This window comes from Francisella sp. Scap27 (genome assembly GCF_013394105.1).
GTDB lineage: Bacteria > Pseudomonadota > Gammaproteobacteria > Francisellales > Francisellaceae > Francisella > Francisella adeliensis.
In genome coordinates this window covers 1,708,617-1,735,015 of the sequence record NZ_CP041326.1, presented here as the reverse complement: position 1 = coordinate 1,735,015, position 26,399 = coordinate 1,708,617, and the positions used below count along the sequence as shown (strand labels likewise).

The following is a 26,399-nucleotide window of genomic DNA, read 5'->3' as shown; positions in this document are numbered from 1 at the left end:
AAGATTATAACAAACTTATAACTGAAATTACGCACTAATCTTAAATTAATTCTCTATTTTTCATCCAATAATATATAAATATTGTTGTATAAAAACCTACTGATAAGCCAAAAACCACATCACTTGGGTAATGAGATCCTAATACAACTCGACTAAATGCCACAAGTAAAGCACAAAACACCCAGAAGACTCTAAGTTTAGGAAATAAATATAACAATCCCAAAGAAAATGCTGCAATAGTTATTGAGTGTCCAGATGGCATACTTGCAAAGTCGTAACCTGGCTTATGAAAATGCTGAAAATAATGCGAACCATATTCTAAGAAAAACTTAGGTCTTGCTCTACCGATTATAAATTTAAGTATTTGTCCAACAATTCCACTTATCGCTACTGTAGCAATCAAAAACCAAGAATAAGATGTTACACAGTTAAACAAATTACGTGGTTTTTCAGATAACTTATCACCATCAATGAACAACCTAGCAATCACTATAATCACCAAAGGTATCAACAAGTATAAAGCCAGCCCAAAACGAGTAATTATCTCAAAATATGGGGGTATATAGTTAGGCATATCATGTTTTATATAGTTCTCAACTGGTGTATCAACATTAAAGAATAAATAAATAACTAGCAGTGCAATAGGTATGAAAGTATATTTTAGCTGTAAAAACTTACATACACCAAAATCATGTATTTTAGGTTTTTTAAATGATTTTTTAAAATTTGAAAAGTTCTGTTTTATAACACTCATATTGATTTGAATTATATATACATGAACCTCCATATTATCATAAGCATTTTTTTTTACGAATATTTTTTTAAAACTTAAGAATAATAAAGCACCTTAAACAACTCAGCTAAAGGACAAAACCTAAATTTTAGGTTTTGAGCGTAACATCAGTAGATAATATATTATCCCAGCTAATATTCCCCAAGGTATATTAAAACTTATGTTAGCCAATATCTTAATCATTGGTGCATCTACACCAAAAAAACCTAACCCTACAACAGGCATTTTAATTATAAAGTTAAACATAATAACTATAACACCTATTATAAAGCCTCGAGCTATAACATTCTTATGAAATGGGATAATAAATAAAGTCGCCCATACTCCTCCCCAAATCATTTGCCTATACAAATTATATTTAAAATCATCTGTCAGCAAAGTATCTATATCAAAAATAATAACTCTGAGAGTCTGTATCACGCACGCACTAACAAGACCAGCTACATATCCGATTGATATTCTATTTGCTAAGTTATTCATTCTTATATCCTTTTTTACTCAATTATTTAAATTAACAAGTTAATTAGTATAAAGCTCCTATTAAATATTAGAAAGTTAATCAAAACGCTCTACTATCCTAAAAATCATATTAATATTTGAAATTCTATAAACTAACCTCTCCTTGCAAAGAAATCTTAAAAGCATCTTTCACCTTTTGTGGAGATATATTTGGTTGACTTAAAAGATAAAAAAGCTTGCCAAATGCAGCTTCATCCGTCATATCATGACCTGAAACAACTCCAGCCTTAGCAAGTCCACTTCCAGCCTTATATGCACCCATTTTCACTGTTCCATACAAGCACTGTGTACAGTTAACTATCACAACACCTCTATCACTAGCCTTAGCTAAAGATTCAAGTATATTTGGGTCATTTGGAATATTACCAGCCCCATAAGTTTTAAGAATCAAACCTTGTAATGAGGGTTTAAGTACAACATCAAAAATATCACTATCCATTTCTGGAAATATAGTTAAAATAGCCACCTTTGGTACACTCAGAGCCTCTATTTTTGGTAACTGCTTTGCTTTTTTACGTGACCATAGTCGTTCTTTTTTAAGATCAAGGTCAATACCAACATATGCAAGACTCGGATAATTAGGAGAGATAAAAGCATCAAAATCAGTAGCTGAAACTTTCGTTGTCCGATTACCACGGCGAAGCTTTTGATTAAAATACACACAAACTTCTGTTATGTAGTCACTACAGGCAAAAATAAGGCTATTCATTATATTTGAAACACCATCAGATCTAACCTTTGAAAGCGGAATCTGTGAACCTGTAACTATTACAGGTTTTTGAATTTCACCAAGCATAAATGATAATACTGAAGCTGTATATGCTAGAGTATCTGTACCATGTAAAACAACAAAACCATCATACTGCTCATAGTTTTCTATAATATCTGAAGCTATAGAGAACCAGCTTTTAGGCTTGATATTTGATGAGTCTATAAGGTTTGTGTATTCTTTTATAACAAACTCGGGCATATTGAAGTTTGCCGAAGTTATAAGATTTTTAACAGCTCCAGTTAAATAACCTTCTTGAATATCATAACCTTGCTCTGTACTTACCATACCAATGGTACCACCAGTGTATATTACTAGGATCTTCTTATGGCTAAGATCTTTCATTTTTTACTCTCCATTAGCTCAATTATGGCTTTGTTTGCCAACTCATCTGCTTTGTCATTACCAGCATTACCACTGTGACCTTTTACCCATGCCCAAGTTACATCATTTTTTTGTACAAGCTCATCTAACTCTTGCCATAGATCTTGATTTTTCACAGGCTTTTTAGCTGCTGTTTTCCATCCATTTGCTTTCCAGCCTTTCAACCATTGATTTATACCATTTTGAAGATATTTTGAATCTGTGTATATTTTTATTGGATGAGTTTTTTTTAATGCTCTCAAAGTTGCTATAGCTGCCATTATCTCCATACGATTATTGGTAGTTTCTTCTTCCGCACCGTAAATTTCTTTTGATACATCTCCATAGCTCAAGACGGCACCCCAACCACCTATACCTGGATTGCCTTTACAAGCACCATCAGTATATGCAACTATACTTTTTTTCATATTTTTTTATTAACCTGTTTTATATTTGCATTGCTATATATTTTCTTACAAACAATTTTTCTCTCAATAAGTTTTTTTGCCTCTAAACCATCAAACTTAAAAAATATATCTTTTTTGAATACAGCGATAAAATTCTTACTAACTAATCTCTTCATAAGGTTGAGTGCAATACTATCACTTTTATTTATCAACTGAAGGTTCTTACTCAAAAAACCATTAACTAAAAACCTTGATACCAAATTATAAGCTCGAATGTTTTTTGTATCTGCAATTATTATATCGCCATCATCAGCCATACAAAAGTGAAGTTGTTTTAAAAAAATATTTGCATCATCCTTATCATCAAAAAAAGCATGATCAATGACAATCAAATCAAAAAACTTATGATCAAATGGCCATGATGCTGCATCAAACTTACATCCTATAGACTTTGCTTGCTTTAAATACCCACTACAAAATACAAGACTTAAAGAATGTATCTTAGTCAAATATTTTGGTTCACTTGAGCTAATAATCAAGGCTTTTTTATACCATCGATTATGTAAATATCTTGAGATAATCTTCTCTTTAGCTTCCATCACAATCTACTAGCTTTATCATACGTTCAAAATAATCAGGGCAAGTTTTAGTAACAGCTTGGGCATTTGTAACCATTACACCTTCTTGCTTTAAGCCTAATAGTGCTAATGACATGGCAATACGGTGATCGTTGTGGCTATCAACTTCTGCTGATCTAAGATTACTTCTAGCTGGTGAAATAAGTAGAGTATCTTCAGTAGTTTCTACATATACACCAAGCTTAGTGAGCCCTTCTGCCATCGCAGATACCCTGTCTGACTCTTGCCCTCTAGTATGAGTAAGTCCAGATATATGTGTATCACTATCAGCAAAACAAGCAATAGCTGCTAGTGTCATAAAAGTATCTGAGAAATTACGCATATTTACAGTTATACCATTTAAATTCTCTGTACCGATAACTTCAACACCATCATCACAATAATTTACAGAACAACCTATTTGCTCAAGTACCTCTAAAAAGCGGATATCGCCCTGTTTAGAATTTTTGGTTATATTCATAACCTTAATTTTTGAATTTGTAATTGCAGCTAATGCCCAAAAGTATGATGCTGTTGAAACATCAGGCTCTACGACATATTCAAGCGGAGATACATAGCTCGTTTTATCTGTACTATAATCACTACCATCTATACATACCTGCACACCAAACTCTGCCATAACCTTTGCTGTCATTTCAAGGTACGGTTGCTTATGGTTTGTTATTGATTTTAGCTTCAATCCATCTTGCATATATGGTGCCGCCATTAGTAGTCCTGAAGCAAACTGTGAGCTTTTTTTACCATCTACACTTACCGTACCACCTGCAAGTGAATTTGCGTTTATAGTAAGTGGCATCGAGTGATTTTTCGTATGGTATGACGCTTTCATACCTAAAGATTCAAGTGGTACTAGAAGGTCTGCTAATGGTCTATCCATCATTCGAGTTGTTGCTTTTACATGATAGCTAGCATTATCTTGAGTAGCACACATTGGTATTATAAAACGAGTCAAAGTTCCAGATTCATTGCAGAAAATTTCAGCTTGAGAGTTTGGAAACACTCCATCACAGCCCTGTATAATCAGCGACTTTGCTTGCCTGTCATGCTCAAGCTTACAACCAAGCTCTTTTAAAGCTTGTACACAAGCTAATACATCTGCACTATTTGGTAAGTTACTAAGTTTAACCTCGCCTTTTGCCATTGCAGCAATTATTAGTACTCTATTAGCTATACTTTTTGAACCATCTAAATACACTTGTTTAGATATAGGAAGAGCAAATTTAGGTATAAAATTATTCATTGAAATATCATTATAATCACATTTTCTAATATACAAATTATACTAACATATTTGGTGACAATAAATTTATAAAAAAACATGCTTATCTAAACTAAGACCCAAAAGAAAGTTTTATATCTTAACTTTTATTTAGCAAAACTGTTGACAAACGAGAATAACAATATACCATTCCTATCAAAATTCAATACTACCTTAGAAGTTCTCAGAATTTCTGTAAGGAGAGAATCAAATGATAATAAATCATTCTCTACAACCTCCTAGTTGTACATCAATTTAGCGTCCAAAATACTTTGAAATAATTATTGACTTAACTTTTATTAAGAGCGCTTTTCTGTGCCTAGATAAAACTATAGATCGAAATCTTTAACTATTCAAAGTAAAACCATATCACATCAGACAAACCTCTCTAGAAAGGAGTATAAGCATGATTATTAATCAAGCTCAAAATAAGAATTTTATTATAAATAAATCAGATATTATTATATTTTCAATCGCTACTGCTTTAATTTTATTAACAGCATACGCATGGCATGAAATGCATCTTAGTTTTATAGACTCATCATCTGTAGCAAAAATATCATTAGACCCCAGCAACCTACCTTACTATATGCTCCGAACAACAATGCGTTTAGTCATCGGGATGATATTTTCATTTATTTTTGCACTAATTGCAGGATATGCTTGTGCAAAAAACAAGCACTTTGCAAGAGTATGTCTACCAATCATAAACTTCCTAGAATCCGCACCACTACTAGGCTTTCTAACATTCACAACTGCTTTTTTCTTATTTTTATTTCCTCATTCATTAATGGGATTAGAAAGTGCTGCTATTTTTGGAATATTTACATCACAAGCATGGAATATGGCTTTAGTTCTTTATCAAACTATTAGAATAGTTCCTACCGAACTTGTTAATTTAGCAGATGCTTTTAACCTTAATGCTTGGCAAAAATTTTGGAAAATTGAATTACCTTATTCGACACCCGGAATGCTTTGGAACATTATGGTTTCCCAATCTGCAGCATGGTTTGCTATAACAGCAAGTGAGGCTATTCCAGTTGCAACAAATAACATAAATCTACCGGGAGTAGGCTCTTATATTGCCACAGCTTTAGAAAGCTCAAACATTATTGCTATCTTATTTGCTTTATTAGCAATAATAATCAATATTATTCTATTTGATCAGATATTCTTTAGACCTTTAATTAAATGGTCGGAAAAATTCAAATACGAATCTATTAAAACTAGAAGTTCTAGTAATCCCTGGTTATATAGATCATATAAAAAGTCTAGACTAGTTTCATTATTCACTCCACTTATTAGTTTCTTAAAGTTTTGGTCAATCAATGGAGCATCATCTATACGATCACTACTAAACATCTCAATAAACTTTACAGTAAGTCATAATCTTAAAAAAATCACATGTTATATTTGGTACATATGTATAACAGCATTATGCTTATGGGTCGGCAATGCATTGTGGAACTTTTTCCCTAATGGTGATATGACATACCTAATACCATTAATGTTTGAAACTACTTTAAGAGTTGCAATAGCAATGGTTTTAAGTGTGCTTATATGCACACCTTTAGGCATCTGGATTGGTTTATCTGCAAACCGAACAAAAAAGATTCAACCTATAATTCAGGTTTGTGCTGCAATACCTCAACCAATTTTTTTTCCTATAGTAGCAATTTTATTACTTACTAGTGGTGGATCATTAAATGTATGGACTATCCCATTAATAATGACAGGAACTTCTTGGTATGTATTGTTTAATGTTATTGCTGGAGTATCAAGCCTACCTACAGAAATAGTAGAAATGACAAAATCCTTTCAACTAAAAGGTTTGAAATGGTGGTACAAATTCGCAATTCCTGCCGTATTCCCATATATCGTTTGTGGAATAATAAGTGCAGCAGGAGGAGCTTGGAACTCTGCAATTGCTGCTGAAGTTGTAATCTGGGGTTCTGAAACCATTAAAGTTGATGGCATTGGGGCTCTTGTTTCAACAACAACCTCAAACAATCAGATTCATCAAGCAGCTCTAGCAGTAGTAGCACTTTGTAGTTTAGTGGCACTTTGTGTCATCTTTATATGGAGACCTTTATATAAGCTAGCAGAAACAAAATACAAGTGTAGTTAAGAAAATACAAACAGTTAGTTATCAAACTTTGATTTAAAATAAAAGGAATAGAGCAATGGAAAAAATAATTAATCAACAAATAATTAGTGGCTTTAACCTCTCATTAAACTTTAAAAAAGATAAGAAAAATTATCTACAAGTTCTTAATGATGTAAGCATCAGCATAAAAGAAAACGAAATAATAGCTATAGTTGGAAAATCTGGCGCAGGAAAATCTAGTTTACTTAGAGTCTTAAGTGGCTTAATTAAGCCATCTTCAGGGAAATTGTTTTACAAGGCTGATCCTGTTATAAAACCAATTGAAAACACTGGTATGGTTTTTCAAAATTTTGCTTTATTGCCATGGTTAAATGTCTTAGAAAATATTTTATTTGGCACAGATGCTCTTGGTATATCAAGAGCAAAAAGTACTCCAAAAGCTTTAGAAATAATTAAAGATATAGGCTTAAATGGCTTTGAAGATCTGTACACTAGTGAATTATCCGGTGGCATGAAACAACGAGTTGGTTTTGCTAGGGCTCTTATGATTGAACCTGAAGTATTATTTTTAGATGAACCTTTTTCATCCTTAGATATCGTAACAGCAAAAAAACTTAGAGATGATGTAATAAACTTATGGTTAACAAAAAAAACATCCACTAAAGCTATTGTGCTTGTAACCCACAATATCGAAGAAGCTGTTTTAATGGCAGATAAAGTTATTGTACTTGGCAATAACCCTGGCCATATTACATCACAGGTGAATGTTGATATTAGTATGCCCCGTAGAAGCGAAGATCTAGATGTAAAAAAACTAGTTGATAAGATTAGTCTAGAGATGCACAATGCCCATTGAGCTCTTAACCTCGATTTTTGACAGCTTTTTTCATTTTGCCTAAAGCTTCTTCTTCTATCTGTCGGACTCTTTCGGCTGAAATTTTATATTTCGCGGCTAAATCATGTAAAGTAGCTTTTTTTTCTAACATATAGCGAGACATAATTATATCTTTTGTACGATTATCAAACCCTGCTAATACATCTTTTATAACACTTTTAAAATTATCATAATAATCTTGCTGTACAACTTGATGCTCTATGTTTGAGCTTTTATCTTCTAGGTAAAGACTTTGAGCACTAGATTCTCCACCCTCATCATCTGTATATGGTAAATCAAGACTTGCATCTCCTTGACACATCCTTTTTTCCATCTCAACAACTGTTTCTTCTTTTACATCTAGTTCTTTAGCTATCTGTTTTATTTCATCATGTGTTAACCAGTTAGAGCTTTTTTTACTACTACGTAAATTAAAGAATAATTTTCTTTGGGATTTGGTTGTTGCTACTTTTACAATCTTCCAGTTTTTAAGTACAAAATCATGCATTTCTGCTTTTATCCAATGTACGGCAAAAGACACTAACCTTACACCTTGATCAGGATCAAACTTACTTACTGCCTTCATAAGACCAATATTACCCTCTTGAATAAGGTCAGCAGCTGAAAGACCATACCCAGAGAAGTTTCTTGCTATTTTTGTAACAAATCTTAGATGCGCTAACACAAGCTTTTGTGCAGCTTCAAGATCTTTTTTATGCTTATACTTATTTGCTAGCTCTTGTTCCTCTTCTAAGGATAACATTGGTAAGCTATTAACAAAATTCAGATATGAACTTAAGTTATCATCGGAAACGACTGGTAGGGTTTTAGATTTAGTGGCTGGTAGATAGCTCTTTTTAGCCATATATTTCCTTTACGTTTAATAGTATGCTGACTGCTTTAAGCTATTAATCTGTGCTTGCTGTTGTTGTAACACTACCGAAAATTCTTTCTGCATTTGCATAATCATTTGTTGCAGTTGTACTATTTTCTTATCTTGCAAGCCAACATATTGAACTAATCTATCTATATTAGCATTTTTTTGCATTACTTGATTGTACTTCTGCTGAGACTCTTTAAGTTTTTCTAGGTTTATCCAACCAGTATTACCATTTCGATTGTCAACTACTTCACACCATGCATTTTCTTTACAGAAGATTATATTAAATTTATCACGATCCACATAAGCTATAGAACCTTGCTTTTTAGATGTTTCATTATCTGATGCGTATATATCAACTAATTGATGTGGGTCTTTGGTGGTTTCTGCCATTGACTTAGCATCTTCAGTATTTTTTATTGCTGGCTTAGAAACTTTATCACTAGACATTGCAAAAATTTGTGAAAGTGCCAATAAAGATACAGTCACACTTAAAATAATTTTTTTCATTTAACTTTCCTATATATTATATAGAGCTATTATAACTTAGTTTATATGCAAATTTCATTAAGAATTATTAACTTATTTGATTAATTTCTATGTATAAAAAATATAAATCAGACTAAAACACTAAACAGTTACTATATTGCAGATATAATTTATTTATATAAGAAATATTTTGATCTATTATCCATTACTTTAAAAAGCACAAAACTTATATTAATGATAAAAGCAAATTGAGAGAAACTTCGAATAATACATAATATTACCAATCGTTATAACATCACAGATAGCTGTATTTAATAATAAAGCACTTAAAGATTCTTATTAAAAAAAGAAAGTAATTTTTCTGGATTATCATTAAACCAATTATATGCTACAAAACGATGAGCTTCCTCATCTATCCAGATCATTTCTTTTTCTGTTGGAATTTTTTCAAAAATTTGTTTAGAATGTTCTACTTCACCCCACGGATCATTTATATTTTGAAGCATTAGTGTTGGAACAATAGTTTTATCTGCAAATAATAAAGGATTTTGCTTTTCTAGATCAACCCCTTTTTCTTTATATACATCCTTAAGAGAATCAATTATCTCATTGCTTAATCCCAGCTTTTCATAAAACTTTCTAATAGCTAGAGGTTGAGTTATAGCAAGAGCCTTTACATTAGCACTATTATAAAGCTTAGGATTTTTACTCATGGATACCATTTCTTTATATGCTGATTGGCAATGACTTATTAATCCAATAACATCTCCCTTAAGAGAAGGAATATTTGATACAAACTCTATCGCTGCTGCATTATCTAAATTTGCTTTATATGGGTCATGTATTGCGTTTTGTTCTGATTCACTTTCTCCATGGTTTCGCTGATCATACATAAAAACAGAGTATCCAGCATCGACTAAATGTTTTACCGAAGGTAAAAATTCTACATCTTTGGAGTAGCCTGATTTTACAGAACCTTCGTGATTTAAAGAATACCCATATTTTGTAAATGCCAAAGGATGACTAAAAATAATAGTTTTATTTTTTGTTCCCTTTATTAACCAAGCAGCTAAGTTTAAACCATCATCTGTTTTAAAGCTTAGATCCTCATACTCCATACCATAGTCAGATGGTTTTTTTACCAAAGGTTGTTTGTTTATGTAAAGAAACGAGTTTGCCATCATTTCTATCTGAATTTGATTTTCTTCAGTTTGGGAAGCCATAGTTGAATACCTAGCTTTAATTAACAATATGAAATCGTATCAATATTTTTGCCATATTTCAAACAACTAAAATCTCTTATTTTAACTGAAATATGGAAAGCAAATGATTTTTAAAAATGTAAACTTAGGTTTAGAATTATCCTAAAAAAAGACTGTCATTCTTATTGAAAGATACTTTTATAAACACCTTAAACTAAAGGATAGGCGTATCATCTGTAGGAATTTGCTTAGGAAGAAGAGATTCTCTATTTAGGCCTAAGACAACTGCTACAACACCAGCAACATATATAGAAGAATATGTACCAACAATAATACCTAGTATTAAAGCTAATGAGAAATTATGTACTGAACTACCGCCAAAGAAAAACAACACAACAACTACAAGCATTGTTAATCCCGAAGTAAGTATAGTTCTTGAAAGAGTATCGTTAATGCCTCTATTCACTACCTCTGTTACACTCGCTTTACGCATTTTACGGAAGTTTTCACGGACTCTATCATAAATTACAACAGTATCATTAAGTGAATAACCTATAACAGCAAGTACAGCAGCTAACACAGTCAAATTAAACTCAAGTTGAAATGCAGCAAATACTCCAAGTATAACTATCGGATCATGAAGTAATGCCAAACAAGCACTTATACCAAACTTCATCTCAAATCTTGCCGATATATATATAAGTATGCAAACAAGTGCAATAATTATCGCTAAGATACCATTACTCGCTAGCTCTTTCCCTACTTGTGGCCCTATATAATCTACACTTTGAACTTGAGCATTTAGCGTCTGTTCAACATCTTTATGAAGTAATTGTTGAGCTTCATCTAAGTTTTCTGCTTTTGCATTTACTTCATCCGGTGCAAATTTGATTAGGTAATTATTATTTTCACCAAAAGTTGTAATATCTGTATGTTTGAAACCAATTTTTTCAAGCTTATCAGCTAAAACATCTGAATCAACTGATTGCGAAGTATGAATCTGAACCTGATAACCACCAGTAAAATCAAGACCAAGATTTAAACCTTTAGTAAAGATGAAAAATAGTGATACTATTATCATAACAACAGATAAAATAGTTGTGTATTTTTTAATTCCTAAAAAGTCTATCTGTGTTTTTTGTTTAAAGAATTCCATTGCTTATATTCCTATAGAAATTTTTTCTAATTTCTTTTTCTTGCCATAAACAAAGTTTGTCATAGCTCGTGATACTGTAACAGCTGTAAACATTGAAGTTACGATACCGATCATTAGTGTAATAGCGAAACCTTTAACAGCACCACTACCCACAAAGAATAAAATCACAGCCACTATAAGTGTAGTTATGTTCGAATCAACAATAGTTGCAAATGCTTTTTCATAACCTACATGAATAGCACTTTGACGAGGCATCCCTGCTCTTATCTCCTCACGAATACGCTCAAAAATAAGTACATTACCATCTATCGACATACCTAAGTTAAGTACAATACCTGCTATACCTGGTAGTGTAAGAGTTGCACCTGGAATTATAGACATCACTGCGACAATCAAAAGCAAGTTCATAACTAGTGCAACATTTGCAATTACACCAAAGACTCTATAGTAAGCAAGAATGAAAACTATTATTGCTACTAGGCCTAAAGCTATAGACAACATACCTTTGTCAATATTATCCTTACCTAAGCTTGGACCTATTTGTTGCTCTTGGACAATATGTACTGGTACTTGTAAGGCACCTGATTTTATCATCAATGCAAGATTATTTGCTTCTTTTTGACTTAATCCTGTAATTTGGAAATGAGACCCTAAAGCAGATTGAACTGTTGCCACATTGATAAGCTTCTCAACTTTACTGACAACATTTCGCTCTTTACCATCTTTATCTTTTACTTTTTCATAAGTAGTATTTACAAGCATTACACCCATTGGGTTACCAATATTCTTGCTTGTTACTTTTCTAAAGTTAGTAGCTGCACTTCTACTTAGCTCTACTGCTACTATAGGAGTACCGGTTTGATGATCAACTGATGGACTAGCTCCAATAATATCAGCACCACCAGCAACAGCAGCACCTTTTAAGCTATAGTAACTTTGATAACCTCGACCATTATCTAAAGAATAAACCTTATAACCTTGCTCTTCTGTAGCTAATCTATCCGTAACAGGATTAACCATATAGAAACTAGCTGTAGATGTCCCACCTAGTATTTGCTTAGCTTGAGTAGCATCTTGCATGCCTGGAATTTCAATTACCACACGATTTGCTCCGGCTTGAGCAACTGAAGCCTCAGCCACACCCAAAGCATTTATACGATTACGCATAACTGTCACAACTTGCGAAATAGCTCCTTGTTCTAGCTGAAGCATTTTAGGGCTGTTGTATGTTATAAATATAGTATTATCTTTTGTGGTGTATACAATATTCGCATCTTGAGTTTTCTTAAACTCACCATTCAAGTAGCTTATAAGTTTTGCAGTATCTTCTGAGCCTGAAGTAGTTACAGATACAAAATTAGAATCCTGGTACTTTTGAGGTACTTTAATTTTAGCTCTATCTTCGGCTTTTGTAGAGTTTTCTATGCTTATATTTGCATCTTTAGCAGCACTTAAAACTGTACCTAAAGTATTATCAAGTTGAGCATCTATTGCAGAGTTTGTATCAGCCTCAAGCATAAGATACATACCACCACGAAGGTCAAGACCTAAGTTCATTGGGTTTGCGCCTAAAGCTGTCATCCATGCTGGAGCATTTGATAACATATTCATTGCAATTACAAAGCTATCACCGAGATTCTCTTTAATAGCTTTCTTTGCTTTTAGCTGATCTTCAACATCAGCAAATATTATAGATATATTAGATTTGTTATCTGATAATTGTGCTTTTTGGTAAGCTATATGATCTTTAACAAGAGTCGTTTCAATCTTAGAAAGAGTCTGCTGTGAAACATTACCATCTTTAGGAGATATTTGTAGTGCTGGGCTTTTACCAAAAAGATTTGGGATAGCATAGAACAATGCTAATGCCAAAACAAATACTATCAATACATTTTTCCACAACGGAAACTGATTAATAGGAAGATTTTTATTAAAACTCATTGAGGGATTCCTTTATTGAAAGAAAAAGATCTACTTGTTAGACCATATTTTGAGATTATGCTTTTGTTGCACCTTTAGGTAAGATGTTTGCTACTGCATTTCTTTGTACTTTGATAGTTACACCTTCAGAAATTTCTAAGTCTACAAAAGACTCATCAATTTTAGCTATTTTACCAATCATGCCACCATTTGTTACAACTTCATCACCTTTTGAAAGCTCTGATAACATTTTACGCAGTTCTTTATTTTTCTTTTGTTGCGGTCTAATAAGTAGAAACCAAAATATAGCAAAGAAAACCACAAGCATTAAAATAGAGCTCATAGGATTCCCACCCGCTGAAGCAGCAGCTTCCGCCGCAAAAGAATTAGTTGTTAAAAGAACAATTGCTGATAATGATAATAGTATTTTTTTCATTTTCTCTCCTAGAGATATTTTTAATTTTTGACTACAAAAGTTTACAGTAGAAGATTAATTTTATCAATTAGTTATTTGAGCAATGATCTAGTTATACTAATCATACAACAAATCATGCTAAAGTTGTTTTAAATAAAAGACAAAAAAAGTAAAGTATAATCTGATCATGTTAGAACTTTATTTTTTTGCTCAAACTTATGTTTAGTGCATAACTTCAGTTATAATATTGTTATACAAATAAACACCTATAAAACTATCAATGAAAGATATTTCGTCCCATACACCGATGATTCAACAATTTTTAAAGATAAAAGCCCAATACCCAGATATTATGCTTTTTTATCGTATGGGAGATTTTTATGAGTTATTTTTTGAAGATGCTATTAAGGCTGCTGAAATACTTGAAATAACCCTAACAGCTCGCGGTAAATCAAATGGTGAACCTATCCCTATGGCTGGCGTGCCATATCATGCAGCAGAAAATTATATTGCTAAAATGGTTAGAAAAGGTTTATCAATAGCTATATGTGAACAAATAGGTAATCCAGCTACATCTAAAGGTCCTGTTGAGAGAGGCGTAACTCGTATTATCACACCAGCCACAGTATCTGAAGAAGCTTTTTTAAGCACAAAAGAAGACAGTATTCTGCTAAGTATATTTGCTAAAAACAACAAATACCACCTAGCCTATACAAGCTACACTCAAGGAAAGATCTTTTTATATAAAACCCTAACAAATACTACAGAGCTAAAAAATGAAATAGCTAAGCTTAATCCAAAAGAAATAGTTACTAACAGCCAAGACTTATCCCAAGATAAATCATTTGAAACAACTATTAGCTATCTTGAAGAATGGTATTACAGCAACTTTAAAGCTAAAAAGCACATTACCAATGCCCTTGACATAACACTTGCCAAATCTACACTAGAAAAATACAAACCTGATCAGATAACTGTAATTGGCTCGATTATAGCTTACCTTGCTTACACACTTAAACAATTACCTACTCACATAACAGCCATTCAATCTAGCAACAATGAAAGTACCTTAAACATAGACCATAACAGTAGAACAAACCTTGAGATTGATAGTAGCTCAAAAGCTAGCCTGATAAATATCATTGATAAATGTAAAACAAGTTTAGGTAGTAGACTTTTAAGAAGGTACTTTAAATCACCAACAAAAAACCTTAATAAAATAGCTGCTCGCCATGCAATAATCAATGCTTTCACAAAATCTCATGCATTCCAAAAAACTCAAGATACTCTTAGTTATATAAATGATATTGAGCGAATAATTTCTCGCGTAGCTTTAGGTACAGTAAAACCTAAAGATTTAGTATCACTTGAAAGCTCACTAACTCAATTACCACAGCTAAAGCAACAGTTAACTGAAATAGACTCTAAAAAACTTCTTGAACTTAATAACAAAATCCACAACCTAGATGATTTAACAAAACTTCTAAATAAAGCGATTATTGACAACCCTCCTGTAACGATAAGAGATGGTGGCGTAATAAAAACTGGTTTCGATACTGAGCTTGATGAGTTAAAGTCTATCAAAGATAACTCTTATGAATTTCTACTAGAATTTGAGAGACAACAAAAACAAAAAACCGGCATAAACAATCTCAAAGTTGGCTACAATAGAGTTCACGGCTACTATATAGAGATGTCAAAACAGTATGCTGAGCAAGTACCAAGTGACTATATCCGCCGTCAAACTCTAAAGGGAAATGAACGATATATCACAGAAGAGCTAAAAGAGTTTGAATCTAAGATACTAACATCAAAAGAAAAAGCACTAGCTCGTGAAAAACTCGTTTATGATGCACTCTTACAAAATATTCTTAGTTACTACGCTCAAATTCAAGAAACTGCTGAAAGTATTGCTAAGGTTGATGTACTAACAAACTTTGCTGAAAGAGCTATAAAACTTAACCTAACCAAGCCAAACTTTAATACTTCAAACAAACTAGAACTTAAAGAGGTTCGACACTTAGCAATTGAGCAAAATATAGATGAGCCATTTATCCCTAACGATACAAACCTTAGTAAAGACACACATAACCTAGAGATAATTACAGGCCCAAATATGGGTGGTAAGTCTACATATATGCGACAAGTTGCTCAGCTTATCTTCCTTGCTCATATTGGCTCATTTGTTCCAGCAACTACAGCTAGTATTTGTGACATAGATAGTATTTATACTCGTATAGGTGCATCTGACGATATATCTAGTGGGCGTTCGACATTTATGGTCGAGATGACAGAAACAGCTTATATTCTCAATAGTGCTACAGATAAGTCTCTAGTGATAATGGATGAAATTGGTCGAGGGACAAGTACTTTTGATGGTCTTTCCTTAGCTCAAGCTTGTGCTGAAAAATTTGCAAAAATTGGAGCATTTACTCTTTTTGCAACACATTACTTTGAACTTACTGAACTTACTACTAAATACCCAAATATCAAAAACATCCACTTTGAAGCAAAAGAGTATAAAGACGATATTTACTTTATGCACAAAGCTATAGAGGGTGCTGCTAAGAAATCATATGGTATACAGGTTGCTAAGCTCGCAGGTATCCCTAACGATGTTTTAAAATCTGCCAAAAAAAACCTACATAATCTTGAGAATAAATCTTCCATAATCGAAGCTAATTCACCTCAAACTACACTTTTATTCGAAGAAACTGAAACTAGTCAAAAACCAAACCCTCTAAAAGATAAACTTAAAGAAATCGACATCAACAACCTAACACCTATAGCTGCACTGAATTTACTCAGTAAATTAAAAGACCTTATATAGACTTACTTTTTTAATCACTTTATACTTAAAATAATCTATACATTATAAACCTGAACATGAAAAAAATATTACCTACGGTTAGCTTTTGTCTAGTTTTTATTCTAACTTCATATTTTATTCTAACTTCATATTCAGCTCCAAAAGATTTCATGGGTATGAAAAAAGGAGAGGTTGAATTTCAATCAATCAACATTTTTGATGCAACGGTTATATACCCTTACCCAACATGGTTTAAAAGTGGACTAATAGGTAATGCAAAAAACAATCAAAAAGGCCCCTTGTTTTCTACTACACAAATTCCAACAGGACAAACTTTTAAAGATTGGAATGAAAAATATACAATCAATGCTATCTACGGTAAATACCAAAAAAATCTTGATCTAAATAAATTTATGAGCTACTCAATAGCCAAGCTGATGAACCAATGTAAAAAAGAAGATATGGAAGGTAAAGCACTATTAAATAAAAAGAATGATCTTATGATGGTGATATATTGTGGTAAATATTCAAACAATTCTAAAAAAGGTGAAATTGGAATATTCAGATATACAAAATACAAAGATACTTATTTTAATATTTCTCAACGCTGGAAAGTTGATTCTTTTAATGTGAAAAATATAAATTCAGTACCTCTTAAAAAATTAGGTATAACTCAAGCAAACTTCAATAAAGCTACAGAAGAAATAATGAAAGCATCATTCTCAGAATCATTAAGACCTGTAAACTAAGATAATTTATAATTGGAGATTTAGGATAAATTTCTCTTGACTAGTTATATAAAGCTCCTCAATTTGCTATAATTTTACAAATATAATTTTAAATACTTAAATAAGGTAGTCACTAATGGAATCTACAGACAATCAACCATCATTCTTAATTCAAAAAGTTTATACAAAAGATGTATCTTTTGAGTCTATTAACTCTCCAGCATCTTTCAAAGATGAGTGGAACCCAGCATCTGAATTTAATATCGATATAAACACAAAAAAAATGGATGAAGAAAATTTTGAACTTGATCTAACAATAACTATCACAACTAAAAATAATGAAACTAATGTGTATATAGTTGAAGTGACTCAAGCAGGTATTTTTACAATAGCAGGTATGGAAGAAGCCCAAATTGAATCAGTACTTAATACATACTGTGCAAATACACTATTTCCTTATGCTAAAAGAGTAATTGACTCTTCCATTATGAAAGGTGGATTCTTGCCACTGAACTTAGCTCCAATAAATTTTGATGCTATTTACATGCAAAAAAAAGCTAACCAAAGCCAAGAGCAGTCACATTAATCTAAAGGTTCTTTAAATATGCAAAACACCGAAAATAGCTTTATTAAAGTTTTAGGCTGCATAATGATAATAGTCGGCACAATGATTGGTGCTGGTATTCTTGCCTTACCAATAATCACAGCTAAACTAGGTTTTTTGCTCGGTTCATTTTTGATTATAGTTATATGGTCAATTATGACATATACAGCTATTATAATATCTGATATCTCATGTAGTATGCCCTATGGTTCTAGCTTTAAAAGCATTGCTGAAAAATATCTTGGTAAAGCTGGTGGTATAGTGGCAACTATAGCGTTTTTATTATTGATGTACTTTATAAGTACAGCCTATATCTCTGCAGCGGCATCTTCAATGTCTGTTGATTTCCCAAGTATTAGTGAAAAATACTCGTCAATCCTTTTCGTTTTGATATTTGGTAGTATTGTAGTTCTTGGTACAAGATTTGTTGATTATGCAAATAGGTTTTTCATCTCACTGAAAATCATAATACTAGTTATTTTATGTGTGGTTTTTAACAGATACATCGAGTCTGCAAATCTTTTGGTTTCACCTGTAGATCTTGGTGCATCATTATTAATTTCAATTCCTGTTTTTACTACATCTTTTACATCTCACATCATTGTACCAGCACTTTCTGATTATCTTAATAAAAATGCTCGTGATATGAAAAAAGCTATAATTATTGGTAGTGTAATACCTTTAATTCTTTATATAATCTGGGTAGTGACTATATTAGGCGTACTACCATTACATGGCCCTGTAAGTTTTATGGGCTCAATCTTTGATCACATTCCAGTAGGCAAAGCAAATATAGACAACATCTTAACTACTATAGGAAACAAAATACATACTCCCGTAACAGATGCTGTATTACATATATTTACTTATGTAGCTATTATGACTTCTTTCTTAAGTGTAAATCTATCACTATTTCACTTCAATATGGATACATATAAATTACACAAACTTAAAACTATAACTGGCTATTCTATTGCTGCCATTTTAACATTTGCTATACCGCTTATAATCAACCAAATGGATCCAAATATCTTCATCTATGCAATGACTTGTGTAGGCTTGTCGATAGCGGTATTACTAATGATTATGCCAGGTCTAATGGCGTTTAGAATGAACTCTTTAGGTGAATCATTTAACTATAAAATATCTAGCTACAAAGTCCTTTGGATAATATCAATACTTTCAGGAATAATAGTCCTTTCGTGTGTGATAGCATAACCCTTATGGCAAATATTGATTACATTGATAAATTCTTAGATAACCTCCTCTACCATAAAAAATACTCCGATAAAACTATAACAAGTTATAAACGAGATTTAGAGCAGCTTGATAAGTCTATTGAAGGTAAAGATATTGTTAGCATTTCAAGCCAAGACATTCAACTTTGGATAAAAAAAGAACATTCGAAAGGCTCATCAGCTAAAACACTACAGCGAAAACTTAGTACAGTTAGAAGCTTTTTTAATTTCATGATAAATAGTGAAGTTACTACCATAAATCCTGCAGCAAATATAAAAGCACCTAAAAGCTCTAAGAAACTGCCAAAAGCGATGAATACTAATGAGCTAGCATTCTTACTAGATATAACTCCTAGTACAGTCATAGAGGCTCGTGATATAGCTAGTTTTGATTTGCTATATAGTTGTGGTATCCGATTAAGTGAACTTTCAGCTATACAGCTTAAAGATATAAATCACTCGCAACAAAGCATTAGAGTTACAGGCAAAGGCAACAAAGAAAGAATCGCATACTTCGGTAATAAAACTTCTGATAGCTTACAAAGATGGTTAAAGATTCGTGACTCTTTTAATCCTCAATCAAACTACTTGTTTATATCTCAAAATGGAACTCATCTAACAAACAGATCCATCCAAAAACGCTTGGAGATATTTGCTAAAAAATACGCTTCTAAACATATTCATCCACATATGCTTAGGCACTCTTTTGCTAGTCATGTTTTAGATTCTTCAAAAGATTTATTAGCAGTGAAAGATCTACTTGGTCATGCTGATATCTCAAGCACACAAATATATACTCATTTAAACTTCCAGCAATTAGCTAATGTATTTGACAATGCTCACCCAAGAGCTAAGAAGAAATAATATAAAGATTTTATTGTTTATCCTACACAAAAAAATCTTCAAGATTTAAATCAAATTCTCGATTAAACCTTTCAAAATCATCTTCAGAAATTATTATATCTAAAAGGTAGTTACCTTTTTCAGAAACGCCCTCTTTTTCAACTACTCCAAGCTCATACATTTTAGATCTAATTTTTGAATACTTTGGAGGTAGCTCTAGTGTTTTGCTGATCCAAGTAGAGTTAAAATAAGTCGCTAAACTTTCATAAAATTTACCAACTCCATTACCTGTTTCAGCAGATAAATAAACTCTCGCTACGATATTATCTTCTGGCTCATTTATCTTGATAAAACTTGGGGCAACATTTTTTATTTTATCAATTTTGTTATAAACACAAACCATAGGCTTATCGCCAATACCAATCTCAGTAAGTACTTTCTCAACTTGCTCAATATAGCTTTTATAATCATCATCAGCATAATCAATTACATGCACTAATAAATCAGACTCTATCGCCTCTTCTAATGTTGCATGAAAAGCCTCTACCAAATCATGAGGCAGGTTTTTAATAAACCCTACAGTATCGGAAAATATAACCTCGCCAAGCTTTGGTACATTCACATTTCGTAATGTTGGATCTAAAGTTGCAAAAAGCTGATCTTTAGCTAGCACATTAGCATTAGATATTTTATTAAATAATGTCGATTTACCAGCGTTTGTATAACCTACGAATGATATTGTTGGGATATTATTTTTACGACGAGATGATCTGCTTAAATGCCTGTGATGTTTTACTTTTTCAAGCTTTTGACTAATCTGCTTAATGCGTTGACGGATAAGTCGCCTATCTATCTCAAGCTGTGTCTCACCAGGACCACCTCTTACACCGATACCACCTTTTTGTCTCTCTAAGTGAGTCCAGCCTTTTACTAGTCTTGTTGACTGATAATTTAGCTGTGCCAACTCAACTTGTAGTTTACCCTCGTGAGTTTTTGCTCGCAGTGAGAATATCTCAAGAATAAGCCTAGTTCTATCCATGATTTTACACTCAAGAAACTTCTCAATATTTCGCTCTTGAGATGGACTTAACGGATGGTTAAATACTACGACATCAGCATCTAGCTCATCGCGTTTATTTTTAATCATCTCCATCTTACCCATACCGCATAAGTACTTTATTTCAGGCTCAGGGTGATTATAGCTTAAACTTTCTAGTACTGTTTTTTCAGCAGCAGAGACCAAGCCCTCAAGCTCAGCTAAATCGGCATTTAAACCACGATGATATTTAAAGTTTATATTTACAAGTAAACATTTGCTACCTGCATCATAAGATTCGAAAAATTCCATTAAATAATATTACTCCGAATGGAATGAATAGATAAATTCTTTAAGAAAATAAAGAATTTTGTAGGAGCTTGAATCACACCTCGACTTAGCTCAGTGCTTTGATTCAAAATAATGTAGATGTTATTATTCAGCTGTGTTACCAACATTTTCTTGAGATTCAAGATCATCAGAATGTACTTCATCAACATTATCAGAACTATCTTCATTTTGATTTTGGTGATATGGGTTAAATGAGCTGTAAACCATTCTTACACTTTTAGCTGGCACTATAGTAGAAATCGCATGCTTATAAACCATTTGGTTTACAGTATTTCTAAGTACGATACAAAATTGGTCAAACGCTTCTACTTGACCTTGTAGTTTAATACCATTTACTAGGTATACAGATACACTTACTTTCTCTTTTCTTAGAGCATTCAAGAATGGGTCTTGTAAAGATGATATTCTAGACATTGTTTCACTTCCTTTTTATTATTTTGTTATTGTTATTATTTTATCAAGTTGGACAATTAAATTTTCCGAGTATATTCTAACAAGAATAATAGTCATCGGCAAATTTTTATTTTATTAGAAACGACTATGGCTATATCTCAATACTAACCGAAGAAAAAGGATTCAAAAATAAAGATTCTACGGACTCCAAGTCCCCATTAGCTGTTAAAAAAGGTATAAATTTAGTAATAGTCCCCTTATTATCACCGATTAGCTTCCATGAAGTTGCTTTAAAATTATCATCATTGACCAAATACTCTACTCTTCCAGTTGCATCACCTATAAACAAATAATGTTTACCATCATGGTCATCAAACTCTTGAGATTGCTTAATATAATCCTCAACACTAGCATTACGAAGAATTTTCCAAATATGGTTTTTCCAACCACTACTATGCGGAAGGTATTTTACAAGTCCATTCATAAAAACAGCTACTACGCCTATCGTTTCACCATCTTTCGATGTAACTGAATGAATATCATCGACAGTATCCCAAACGGAAAGTGTTAGTTGTTCTTGATGTCTGCCATCTAATTCTCCTCGACTATAAGGCAAAAAATACGCACTAGTGCCTGCTTTCACAATAAAGCCATCTATATTGTTATCCCTAGTATAAACAACCTCTGATGCTTCTATTGGATGATTATATCTAGCAACCCGCTCACATTGATCTCGTGAACTTAAAGAGTATTTACAATAATGAACATAACTTACTGTTGCAGAAGTATTAGAAGTCACTATTACGCCTTTAAGTTTAGACTTATTATAGATAGGATAAATATGTTCTATATTGTTTTTTGCTTCAACACCTTTCAACTTAAATTGCTGCTTAGTTTTGTCTTCAACGGTTAAAGAGTCTTTGGCATATTCATTATAGCTCATCTTATAGAAGTCTAATGTATAGTTTGGCACAGACTCATTTACAGCTACTATACCAAAACTATTTTTATCAAAAGAAAGTCCTTTAACAAAAACGATATTATTTGTGCCACGAATAGAACTTAAGTGCGACATCTCCTGCCAAGTATTTAATCCACTATTGTAGGCGTAAATAGCTATATTACCACTATTATCTGAAGCTATAACACCTCTAAGTACACCTGTTGCATTCTTAACAGCTGATAAACTTCTGACAAAACCACTATTTAAAGCTCCACCCAAACTGACCCAGTTTCCCGTCCACGATTTACTAGCTTTATCATATTGCAAATATGCTAAGCCACTATCATCAGACTCTTTAAAAAGAGCTACAGGATTACCATCATAGTTTGAAACTAAAACAGACTGAGTAGTTAAATCATTTAAAGCAAAGCAAAAAGAAACACCAAAAAAAGACATAAAAAAAAATGAAAATATAGTCTTCATATACATATCAACAAAATACATCGTATATTTCATAATAAGATATTACGGATACATAATCAACTATTTCATTTTGACTGATATCTTTATGTTTACGAACTTTACATAGATTTTAGTTTAATTAACTATCACAGCCTTTGTTAAGAGCACTACAGTTAACTTCTTTATAATTACTCGTTAAAACCCTTCCTATGGTAATCTCTTTATCAGCAAGAGCTACCTTGATATTAGTTGAAATTTCACTACTGCTCATTCCACCATTATTGGTGATAGCAACTCCAGTAATTTTATAGAAAGTTGATACTTGACTTGCATTAAATAAAATATCAGCTGATAAAGGCGTCGATTGAGTCTTCACATTACTGCGTGCTTTAAAGATGATATGAGATACATTATCTATCTTTGAGTCTTGATCTACTGATGTATAAATATACATAGTATTCGCTTGAGAGTATTTCATTAGAACTTCTACAGCTTTTTTACTTATTTGATTAAAAATCAAATTATATTTATGAGACCCATTTTTAACTACTATATCCTCACTAGCATAATATTTACCATCTTTAGAGTTTTTACTAATTATCTCAAGGTTAAAATCACGATCTTTATAGTTATTAATTTCTAAAATATTGTTCTTATAATCTATTTTCATCTCAGATTGAACCGAAGAGTTGTTAGATATTAAGCTACAGCTTGATATAACTACTGCTATTAAAATTAGCATAAGTATTTTTCTCATCAAAGATATCCCTTACCAAAATATTCTAAAACCTCGCGCTTTTTGCTAGCACTTTCCATATCAATTAGTTTAATCTCACCCTTCCAGTTTCTAAGCCAAGTAAGTTGGCGTTTTGCAAGTTGTCTTGTGGCTACTATTCCTTTATGCAAAAATTCCTCATAAGATATATTTCCATCAAGATATTCCCATGCCTGCCTATAACCAACACTTCTAATAGCTGTAGTATCAATAGTTAGATTTGGGTTTTCCCTAAGAGTTTTAACTTCATCAAGAAAATCATTTTCTATCATTTGTTTGAATCTAGTTTCAATATTGCTATGAAGTAAGTTTCTATCTTGTGGAACTATAGCACATAATTTTAGCTCTTCTTCTAAAGCTCCCACTTTCGCTGTTTGTACAAGCTCTGAGTACTTTTTACCACTAATCATAATAACTTCTAAAGCTCTAAAGATTCTTTGCTGATCATTTGCATTTATTTTATCTGCAGCTTGCAAATCAAATTGCTTTAATTGCTTATAAAGATACTCTAAACCCTTAGATTTACACTCAAGCTCAAGTGTAGCTCTAATCTCAGGATCACTTTCTGGCAATACAGATAAACCCTCTATCAGACCTTTAAAGTAAAGCATCGTACCACCGACAAGTAACACTTCCTTATCTCTAGCCCAGATTTCAACTTTAAGTCGATTAACTTCTCTTATAAAATCTGCTACTGAAAAGGACTCTGTTGGTTCTATAATGTCAATTAAGTGATGAGGAATCCCTTCCATCTCATCAACAGTTGGCTTAGCCGTGCCAATATCCATATCTTTATAAACAAGCGATGAATCAACACTGATAATTTCAGCATTTATTTTTTTAGCTATTGAGATAGAAAGAGCTGTTTTACCTGAAGCAGTTGGTCCAGCAATACCATATATAGATTTAGTCATTAGATATTTTGAGTATTAATTTTCACAGGAACTTCTGCTCTTACGGTTTGCAAGTAGTAGTTTAACTCTTCAGCTTTATAGGCTTGGATTACTTGCGTAGGAACACTAGCTTTTTTACTATCTAATGGAATAACTTTTGTTACTTTGTAAACATAATTTGTACCATCAGTATCTTGAGAAATTAAATACTGAGAGTTAGTGTTTGCTAACACAAAGTCTACAAACTCTTTAGGTAGGCTACTATCATCAGAAGATACCGTAGCTTTTTCAAAACCTTGTGATACTTTTTTACTATCCTGTAAATTAGCAGCTATTTTTTGAGCCTCTGTTACAGCTAGTTCTTTAGACTTTTGTTTTATATATTCTTGAGAAACCTTATCTTTAACTTCTTCAAAAGTTTGCTGTGCTGTCGGAGTCATTCCATCAATATGATATACCACTGTTTTATCATCAGATATTGGCAACGCTCCATATTTCTGGGTATTTGTAAAAAATAAACCATTTTGAAGACCTTCTATATCTTTAGAATCATTATCTATGATATTACTAAACTTTGAATCACCAAGCTTTTTAGAAACTTGCTCAAACTTTATACTATCAATATTTTGAGTATATGTATTATAAGTTGCAAGTGCAGTTCTATTTTGGATAATATTTTTTATTGTTGCTTTGGTTTTATCATCAAATTTTTTGAATAAATCTTTATTTTCATTATAGTACTGTTTTATCTGCTCATCAGAAATTGTTTCTTTTGACTTAAAGTCATCTTTTGAAATCAAATAATAACTAATTTTTGCTTTTGCAGGATTTACATATTCAGCCTTATTAGTATTATAGAATTTTTGTAGCTCTACATCTGTTGGCTTAATATCAGACTCCAAATCTTTTGGAGTAAGTTTAATATACTCAATATCTTTACTAACAGCGTAAATATTTTTTAATTGATTAGTTTCATCTTCTGTAATAAAAGCTGTTTGCTCAATCGTACCTGGGATTAATGATGCTGTAATATTCTGTGAAAGTATCGCCTCTAATCTTGGCATACCACCAACATAACTAGCAACTTGAGCTAATTTCTCACTTGAAAACTTACCTGATTTGTCAAAAAACATTGGGTTAGTAAATATAGCGCTTTGTAAAGCCAATTTAGAAACCTGAATATTATGGTTTTGAGCATCTGCTAATACTAGGTATTGATCTACCATTTGAGCTAATACTTGGCGTTTCTGAGCATTTGTCGTTGCTCCACTAGCATTTTGCTGGAGCTGCTGAGAACTTATCTCATTATCACCTACTTTAGCAACATAAGAACTGCCTGCTCCAATATTAGTAAAGAAAAAACTCATACCTGTAATCACAAAAACAAAACTTATTGTTATTACAACTATCCAAGTGAATGGTCCTTTGAGCCTGTCATTAAAAGACTGTAACATTTTTTTAATCCTATGGTTTAATCAAGATATTATTATTTTATGTATATTATAGATAAAAAAAAGGCACACCGTTAAGCATG

General features: G+C 32.2%; 25 protein-coding genes. 7 read left to right on the top strand and 18 right to left on the bottom strand.

Features of this window, described 5'->3' with window-relative positions:
- Positions 1 to 40: 40 nt before the first annotated feature.
- The 6 genes from lpxE to aroA all read right to left on the bottom strand — a co-directional run bounded on the left by lpxE (position 41) and on the right by aroA (position 4,729).
- A complete protein-coding gene (gene lpxE, locus FLM55_RS08295) occupies positions 41 to 754 on the bottom strand; it encodes a lipid A 1-phosphatase LpxE (RefSeq protein WP_178948836.1) in 714 nt (237 codons plus the stop codon).
- 120 nt (positions 755 to 874) lie between these two features.
- The gene (locus FLM55_RS08290) at positions 875 to 1,273 is read right to left on the bottom strand and encodes a membrane lipoprotein (RefSeq protein WP_178948835.1); all 399 of its coding nucleotides are present in this window, start codon (positions 1,271 to 1,273) and stop codon (positions 875 to 877) included.
- Between the two features lie 124 nt (positions 1,274 to 1,397).
- On the bottom strand, positions 1,398 to 2,426 hold the full coding sequence (ansA, locus tag FLM55_RS08285; RefSeq protein ID WP_178948834.1) for an asparaginase: 1,029 nt from the start codon (positions 2,424 to 2,426) through the stop codon (positions 1,398 to 1,400).
- The gene (rnhA, locus tag FLM55_RS08280; RefSeq protein WP_178948833.1) at positions 2,423 to 2,872 is read right to left on the bottom strand and encodes a ribonuclease HI; all 450 of its coding nucleotides are present in this window, start codon (positions 2,870 to 2,872) and stop codon (positions 2,423 to 2,425) included. The genes ansA and rnhA overlap by 4 nt, the downstream gene beginning before the upstream one ends.
- Positions 2,869 to 3,453, bottom strand: a complete 585-nt coding sequence (locus FLM55_RS08275) for a class I SAM-dependent methyltransferase (protein ID WP_178948832.1) — start codon at positions 3,451 to 3,453, stop codon at positions 2,869 to 2,871. Before FLM55_RS08275 ends, rnhA begins: the two co-directional genes overlap by 4 nt.
- Positions 3,440 to 4,729, bottom strand: coding sequence for a 3-phosphoshikimate 1-carboxyvinyltransferase (gene aroA / locus FLM55_RS08270; RefSeq protein WP_178948831.1), 1,290 nt, complete (start codon positions 4,727 to 4,729; stop codon positions 3,440 to 3,442). Before aroA ends, FLM55_RS08275 begins: the two co-directional genes overlap by 14 nt.
- A gap of 424 nt (positions 4,730 to 5,153) precedes the next feature.
- On the opposite strand from aroA, the gene FLM55_RS08265 reads away from it, so the two are divergent.
- A complete protein-coding gene (locus FLM55_RS08265) occupies positions 5,154 to 6,875 on the top strand; it encodes an ABC transporter permease subunit (RefSeq protein ID WP_178948830.1) in 1,722 nt (573 codons plus the stop codon).
- Positions 6,876 to 6,930: 55 nt separating this feature from the next.
- Positions 6,931 to 7,710 (top strand): ABC transporter ATP-binding protein, encoded by a 780-nt coding sequence (locus tag FLM55_RS08260; protein WP_178948829.1) that lies wholly within the window; start codon positions 6,931 to 6,933, stop codon positions 7,708 to 7,710.
- A 4-nt stretch (positions 7,711 to 7,714) separates the two neighbouring features.
- On the opposite strand, the gene rpoH is transcribed toward FLM55_RS08260, so the two are convergent.
- The 6 genes from rpoH to yajC all read right to left on the bottom strand — a co-directional run bounded on the left by rpoH (position 7,715) and on the right by yajC (position 13,811).
- Positions 7,715 to 8,593 (bottom strand): RNA polymerase sigma factor RpoH, encoded by an 879-nt coding sequence (gene rpoH / locus FLM55_RS08255; protein ID WP_178948828.1) that lies wholly within the window; start codon positions 8,591 to 8,593, stop codon positions 7,715 to 7,717.
- Between the two features lie 15 nt (positions 8,594 to 8,608).
- On the bottom strand, positions 8,609 to 9,118 hold the full coding sequence (locus FLM55_RS08250) for a hypothetical protein (protein WP_178948827.1): 510 nt from the start codon (positions 9,116 to 9,118) through the stop codon (positions 8,609 to 8,611).
- 305 nt (positions 9,119 to 9,423) lie between these two features.
- Positions 9,424 to 10,320 (bottom strand): S9 family peptidase, encoded by an 897-nt coding sequence (locus tag FLM55_RS08245; protein ID WP_178948826.1) that lies wholly within the window; start codon positions 10,318 to 10,320, stop codon positions 9,424 to 9,426.
- Positions 10,321 to 10,513: 193 nt separating this feature from the next.
- Positions 10,514 to 11,455 (bottom strand): protein translocase subunit SecF, encoded by a 942-nt coding sequence (gene secF / locus FLM55_RS08240; protein WP_178948825.1) that lies wholly within the window; start codon positions 11,453 to 11,455, stop codon positions 10,514 to 10,516.
- Between the two features lie 3 nt (positions 11,456 to 11,458).
- Positions 11,459 to 13,396, bottom strand: coding sequence for a protein translocase subunit SecD (secD, locus tag FLM55_RS08235; protein WP_178948824.1), 1,938 nt, complete (start codon positions 13,394 to 13,396; stop codon positions 11,459 to 11,461).
- 55 nt (positions 13,397 to 13,451) lie between these two features.
- Complete coding sequence (gene yajC, locus FLM55_RS08230; RefSeq protein ID WP_178948823.1) at positions 13,452 to 13,811, bottom strand: preprotein translocase subunit YajC; 360 nt, start codon at positions 13,809 to 13,811, stop codon at positions 13,452 to 13,454.
- A 259-nt stretch (positions 13,812 to 14,070) separates the two neighbouring features.
- Between yajC and mutS the strand changes: the two genes are divergently transcribed.
- From mutS to FLM55_RS08205, 5 genes are all read left to right on the top strand, one after another.
- Entirely contained in the window at positions 14,071 to 16,620 is a 2,550-nt protein-coding gene (mutS, locus tag FLM55_RS08225) for a DNA mismatch repair protein MutS (protein WP_178948822.1), read from the top strand.
- Between the two features lie 56 nt (positions 16,621 to 16,676).
- Positions 16,677 to 17,348 (top strand): hypothetical protein, encoded by a 672-nt coding sequence (locus FLM55_RS08220; protein WP_178948821.1) that lies wholly within the window; start codon positions 16,677 to 16,679, stop codon positions 17,346 to 17,348.
- A 115-nt stretch (positions 17,349 to 17,463) separates the two neighbouring features.
- Positions 17,464 to 17,913, top strand: a complete 450-nt coding sequence (gene secB / locus FLM55_RS08215; protein ID WP_112870408.1) for a protein-export chaperone SecB — start codon at positions 17,464 to 17,466, stop codon at positions 17,911 to 17,913.
- An 18-nt stretch (positions 17,914 to 17,931) separates the two neighbouring features.
- Positions 17,932 to 19,149 carry an amino acid permease gene (locus FLM55_RS08210; RefSeq protein WP_112870409.1) on the top strand — a complete coding sequence of 406 codons (1,218 nt, stop codon included), beginning with the start codon at positions 17,932 to 17,934 and terminating at the stop codon, positions 19,147 to 19,149.
- A 5-nt stretch (positions 19,150 to 19,154) separates the two neighbouring features.
- A complete protein-coding gene (locus tag FLM55_RS08205; protein ID WP_178948820.1) occupies positions 19,155 to 20,033 on the top strand; it encodes a tyrosine recombinase XerC in 879 nt (292 codons plus the stop codon).
- A gap of 22 nt (positions 20,034 to 20,055) precedes the next feature.
- Here FLM55_RS08205 and hflX read toward each other — a convergent pair whose 3' ends face one another.
- The 6 genes from hflX to FLM55_RS08175 all read right to left on the bottom strand — a co-directional run bounded on the left by hflX (position 20,056) and on the right by FLM55_RS08175 (position 26,319).
- Positions 20,056 to 21,360, bottom strand: a complete 1,305-nt coding sequence (hflX, locus tag FLM55_RS08200) for a ribosome rescue GTPase HflX (protein ID WP_178948819.1) — start codon at positions 21,358 to 21,360, stop codon at positions 20,056 to 20,058.
- Between the two features lie 123 nt (positions 21,361 to 21,483).
- Entirely contained in the window at positions 21,484 to 21,813 is a 330-nt protein-coding gene (gene hfq, locus FLM55_RS08195) for an RNA chaperone Hfq (RefSeq protein WP_178948818.1), read from the bottom strand.
- 130 nt (positions 21,814 to 21,943) lie between these two features.
- A complete protein-coding gene (locus tag FLM55_RS08190) occupies positions 21,944 to 23,251 on the bottom strand; it encodes a hypothetical protein (protein WP_178948817.1) in 1,308 nt (435 codons plus the stop codon).
- Between the two features lie 85 nt (positions 23,252 to 23,336).
- Positions 23,337 to 23,954, bottom strand: a complete 618-nt coding sequence (locus FLM55_RS08185) for a hypothetical protein (protein ID WP_178948816.1) — start codon at positions 23,952 to 23,954, stop codon at positions 23,337 to 23,339.
- Positions 23,954 to 24,886 (bottom strand): tRNA (adenosine(37)-N6)-dimethylallyltransferase MiaA, encoded by a 933-nt coding sequence (gene miaA / locus FLM55_RS08180; RefSeq protein ID WP_178948815.1) that lies wholly within the window; start codon positions 24,884 to 24,886, stop codon positions 23,954 to 23,956. Before miaA ends, FLM55_RS08185 begins: the two co-directional genes overlap by 1 nt.
- On the bottom strand, positions 24,886 to 26,319 hold the full coding sequence (locus tag FLM55_RS08175) for a SurA N-terminal domain-containing protein (protein ID WP_178948814.1): 1,434 nt from the start codon (positions 26,317 to 26,319) through the stop codon (positions 24,886 to 24,888). Before FLM55_RS08175 ends, miaA begins: the two co-directional genes overlap by 1 nt.
- Between the last annotated feature and the right edge of the window lie 80 nt (positions 26,320 to 26,399).

Bases quoted from the DNA above. Each gene is read 5' to 3' on its own strand.
- aroA (WP_178948831.1), bottom strand. From the start codon at position 4,729: ATGAATAATTTTATACCTAAATTTGCTCTTCCTATATCTAAACAAGTG.
- FLM55_RS08250 (WP_178948827.1), bottom strand. From the start codon at position 9,118: ATGAAAAAAATTATTTTAAGTGTGACTGTATCTTTATTGGCACTTTCA.
- FLM55_RS08205 (WP_178948820.1), top strand. From the start codon at position 19,155: ATGGCAAATATTGATTACATTGATAAATTCTTAGATAACCTCCTCTAC.
- yajC (WP_178948823.1), bottom strand. From the start codon at position 13,811: ATGAAAAAAATACTATTATCATTATCAGCAATTGTTCTTTTAACAACT.
- hflX (WP_178948819.1), bottom strand. From the start codon at position 21,360: ATGGAATTTTTCGAATCTTATGATGCAGGTAGCAAATGTTTACTTGTA.
- FLM55_RS08190 (WP_178948817.1), bottom strand. From the start codon at position 23,251: ATGAAATATACGATGTATTTTGTTGATATGTATATGAAGACTATATTT.
- hfq (WP_178948818.1), bottom strand. From the start codon at position 21,813: ATGTCTAGAATATCATCTTTACAAGACCCATTCTTGAATGCTCTAAGA.
- FLM55_RS08260 (WP_178948829.1), top strand. From the start codon at position 6,931: ATGGAAAAAATAATTAATCAACAAATAATTAGTGGCTTTAACCTCTCA.
- rpoH (WP_178948828.1), bottom strand. From the start codon at position 8,593: ATGGCTAAAAAGAGCTATCTACCAGCCACTAAATCTAAAACCCTACCA.
- lpxE (WP_178948836.1), bottom strand. From the start codon at position 754: ATGAGTGTTATAAAACAGAACTTTTCAAATTTTAAAAAATCATTTAAA.
- FLM55_RS08290 (WP_178948835.1), bottom strand. From the start codon at position 1,273: ATGAATAACTTAGCAAATAGAATATCAATCGGATATGTAGCTGGTCTT.
- secD (WP_178948824.1), bottom strand. From the start codon at position 13,396: ATGAGTTTTAATAAAAATCTTCCTATTAATCAGTTTCCGTTGTGGAAA.
- secB (WP_112870408.1), top strand. From the start codon at position 17,464: ATGGAATCTACAGACAATCAACCATCATTCTTAATTCAAAAAGTTTAT.
- mutS (WP_178948822.1), top strand. From the start codon at position 14,071: ATGAAAGATATTTCGTCCCATACACCGATGATTCAACAATTTTTAAAG.
- FLM55_RS08265 (WP_178948830.1), top strand. From the start codon at position 5,154: ATGATTATTAATCAAGCTCAAAATAAGAATTTTATTATAAATAAATCA.
- FLM55_RS08245 (WP_178948826.1), bottom strand. From the start codon at position 10,320: ATGGCTTCCCAAACTGAAGAAAATCAAATTCAGATAGAAATGATGGCA.
- ansA (WP_178948834.1), bottom strand. From the start codon at position 2,426: ATGAAAGATCTTAGCCATAAGAAGATCCTAGTAATATACACTGGTGGT.
- FLM55_RS08175 (WP_178948814.1), bottom strand. From the start codon at position 26,319: ATGTTACAGTCTTTTAATGACAGGCTCAAAGGACCATTCACTTGGATA.
- FLM55_RS08220 (WP_178948821.1), top strand. From the start codon at position 16,677: ATGAAAAAAATATTACCTACGGTTAGCTTTTGTCTAGTTTTTATTCTA.
- FLM55_RS08185 (WP_178948816.1), bottom strand. From the start codon at position 23,954: ATGAGAAAAATACTTATGCTAATTTTAATAGCAGTAGTTATATCAAGC.
- rnhA (WP_178948833.1), bottom strand. From the start codon at position 2,872: ATGAAAAAAAGTATAGTTGCATATACTGATGGTGCTTGTAAAGGCAAT.
- miaA (WP_178948815.1), bottom strand. From the start codon at position 24,886: ATGACTAAATCTATATATGGTATTGCTGGACCAACTGCTTCAGGTAAA.
- secF (WP_178948825.1), bottom strand. From the start codon at position 11,455: ATGGAATTCTTTAAACAAAAAACACAGATAGACTTTTTAGGAATTAAA.
- FLM55_RS08210 (WP_112870409.1), top strand. From the start codon at position 17,932: ATGCAAAACACCGAAAATAGCTTTATTAAAGTTTTAGGCTGCATAATG.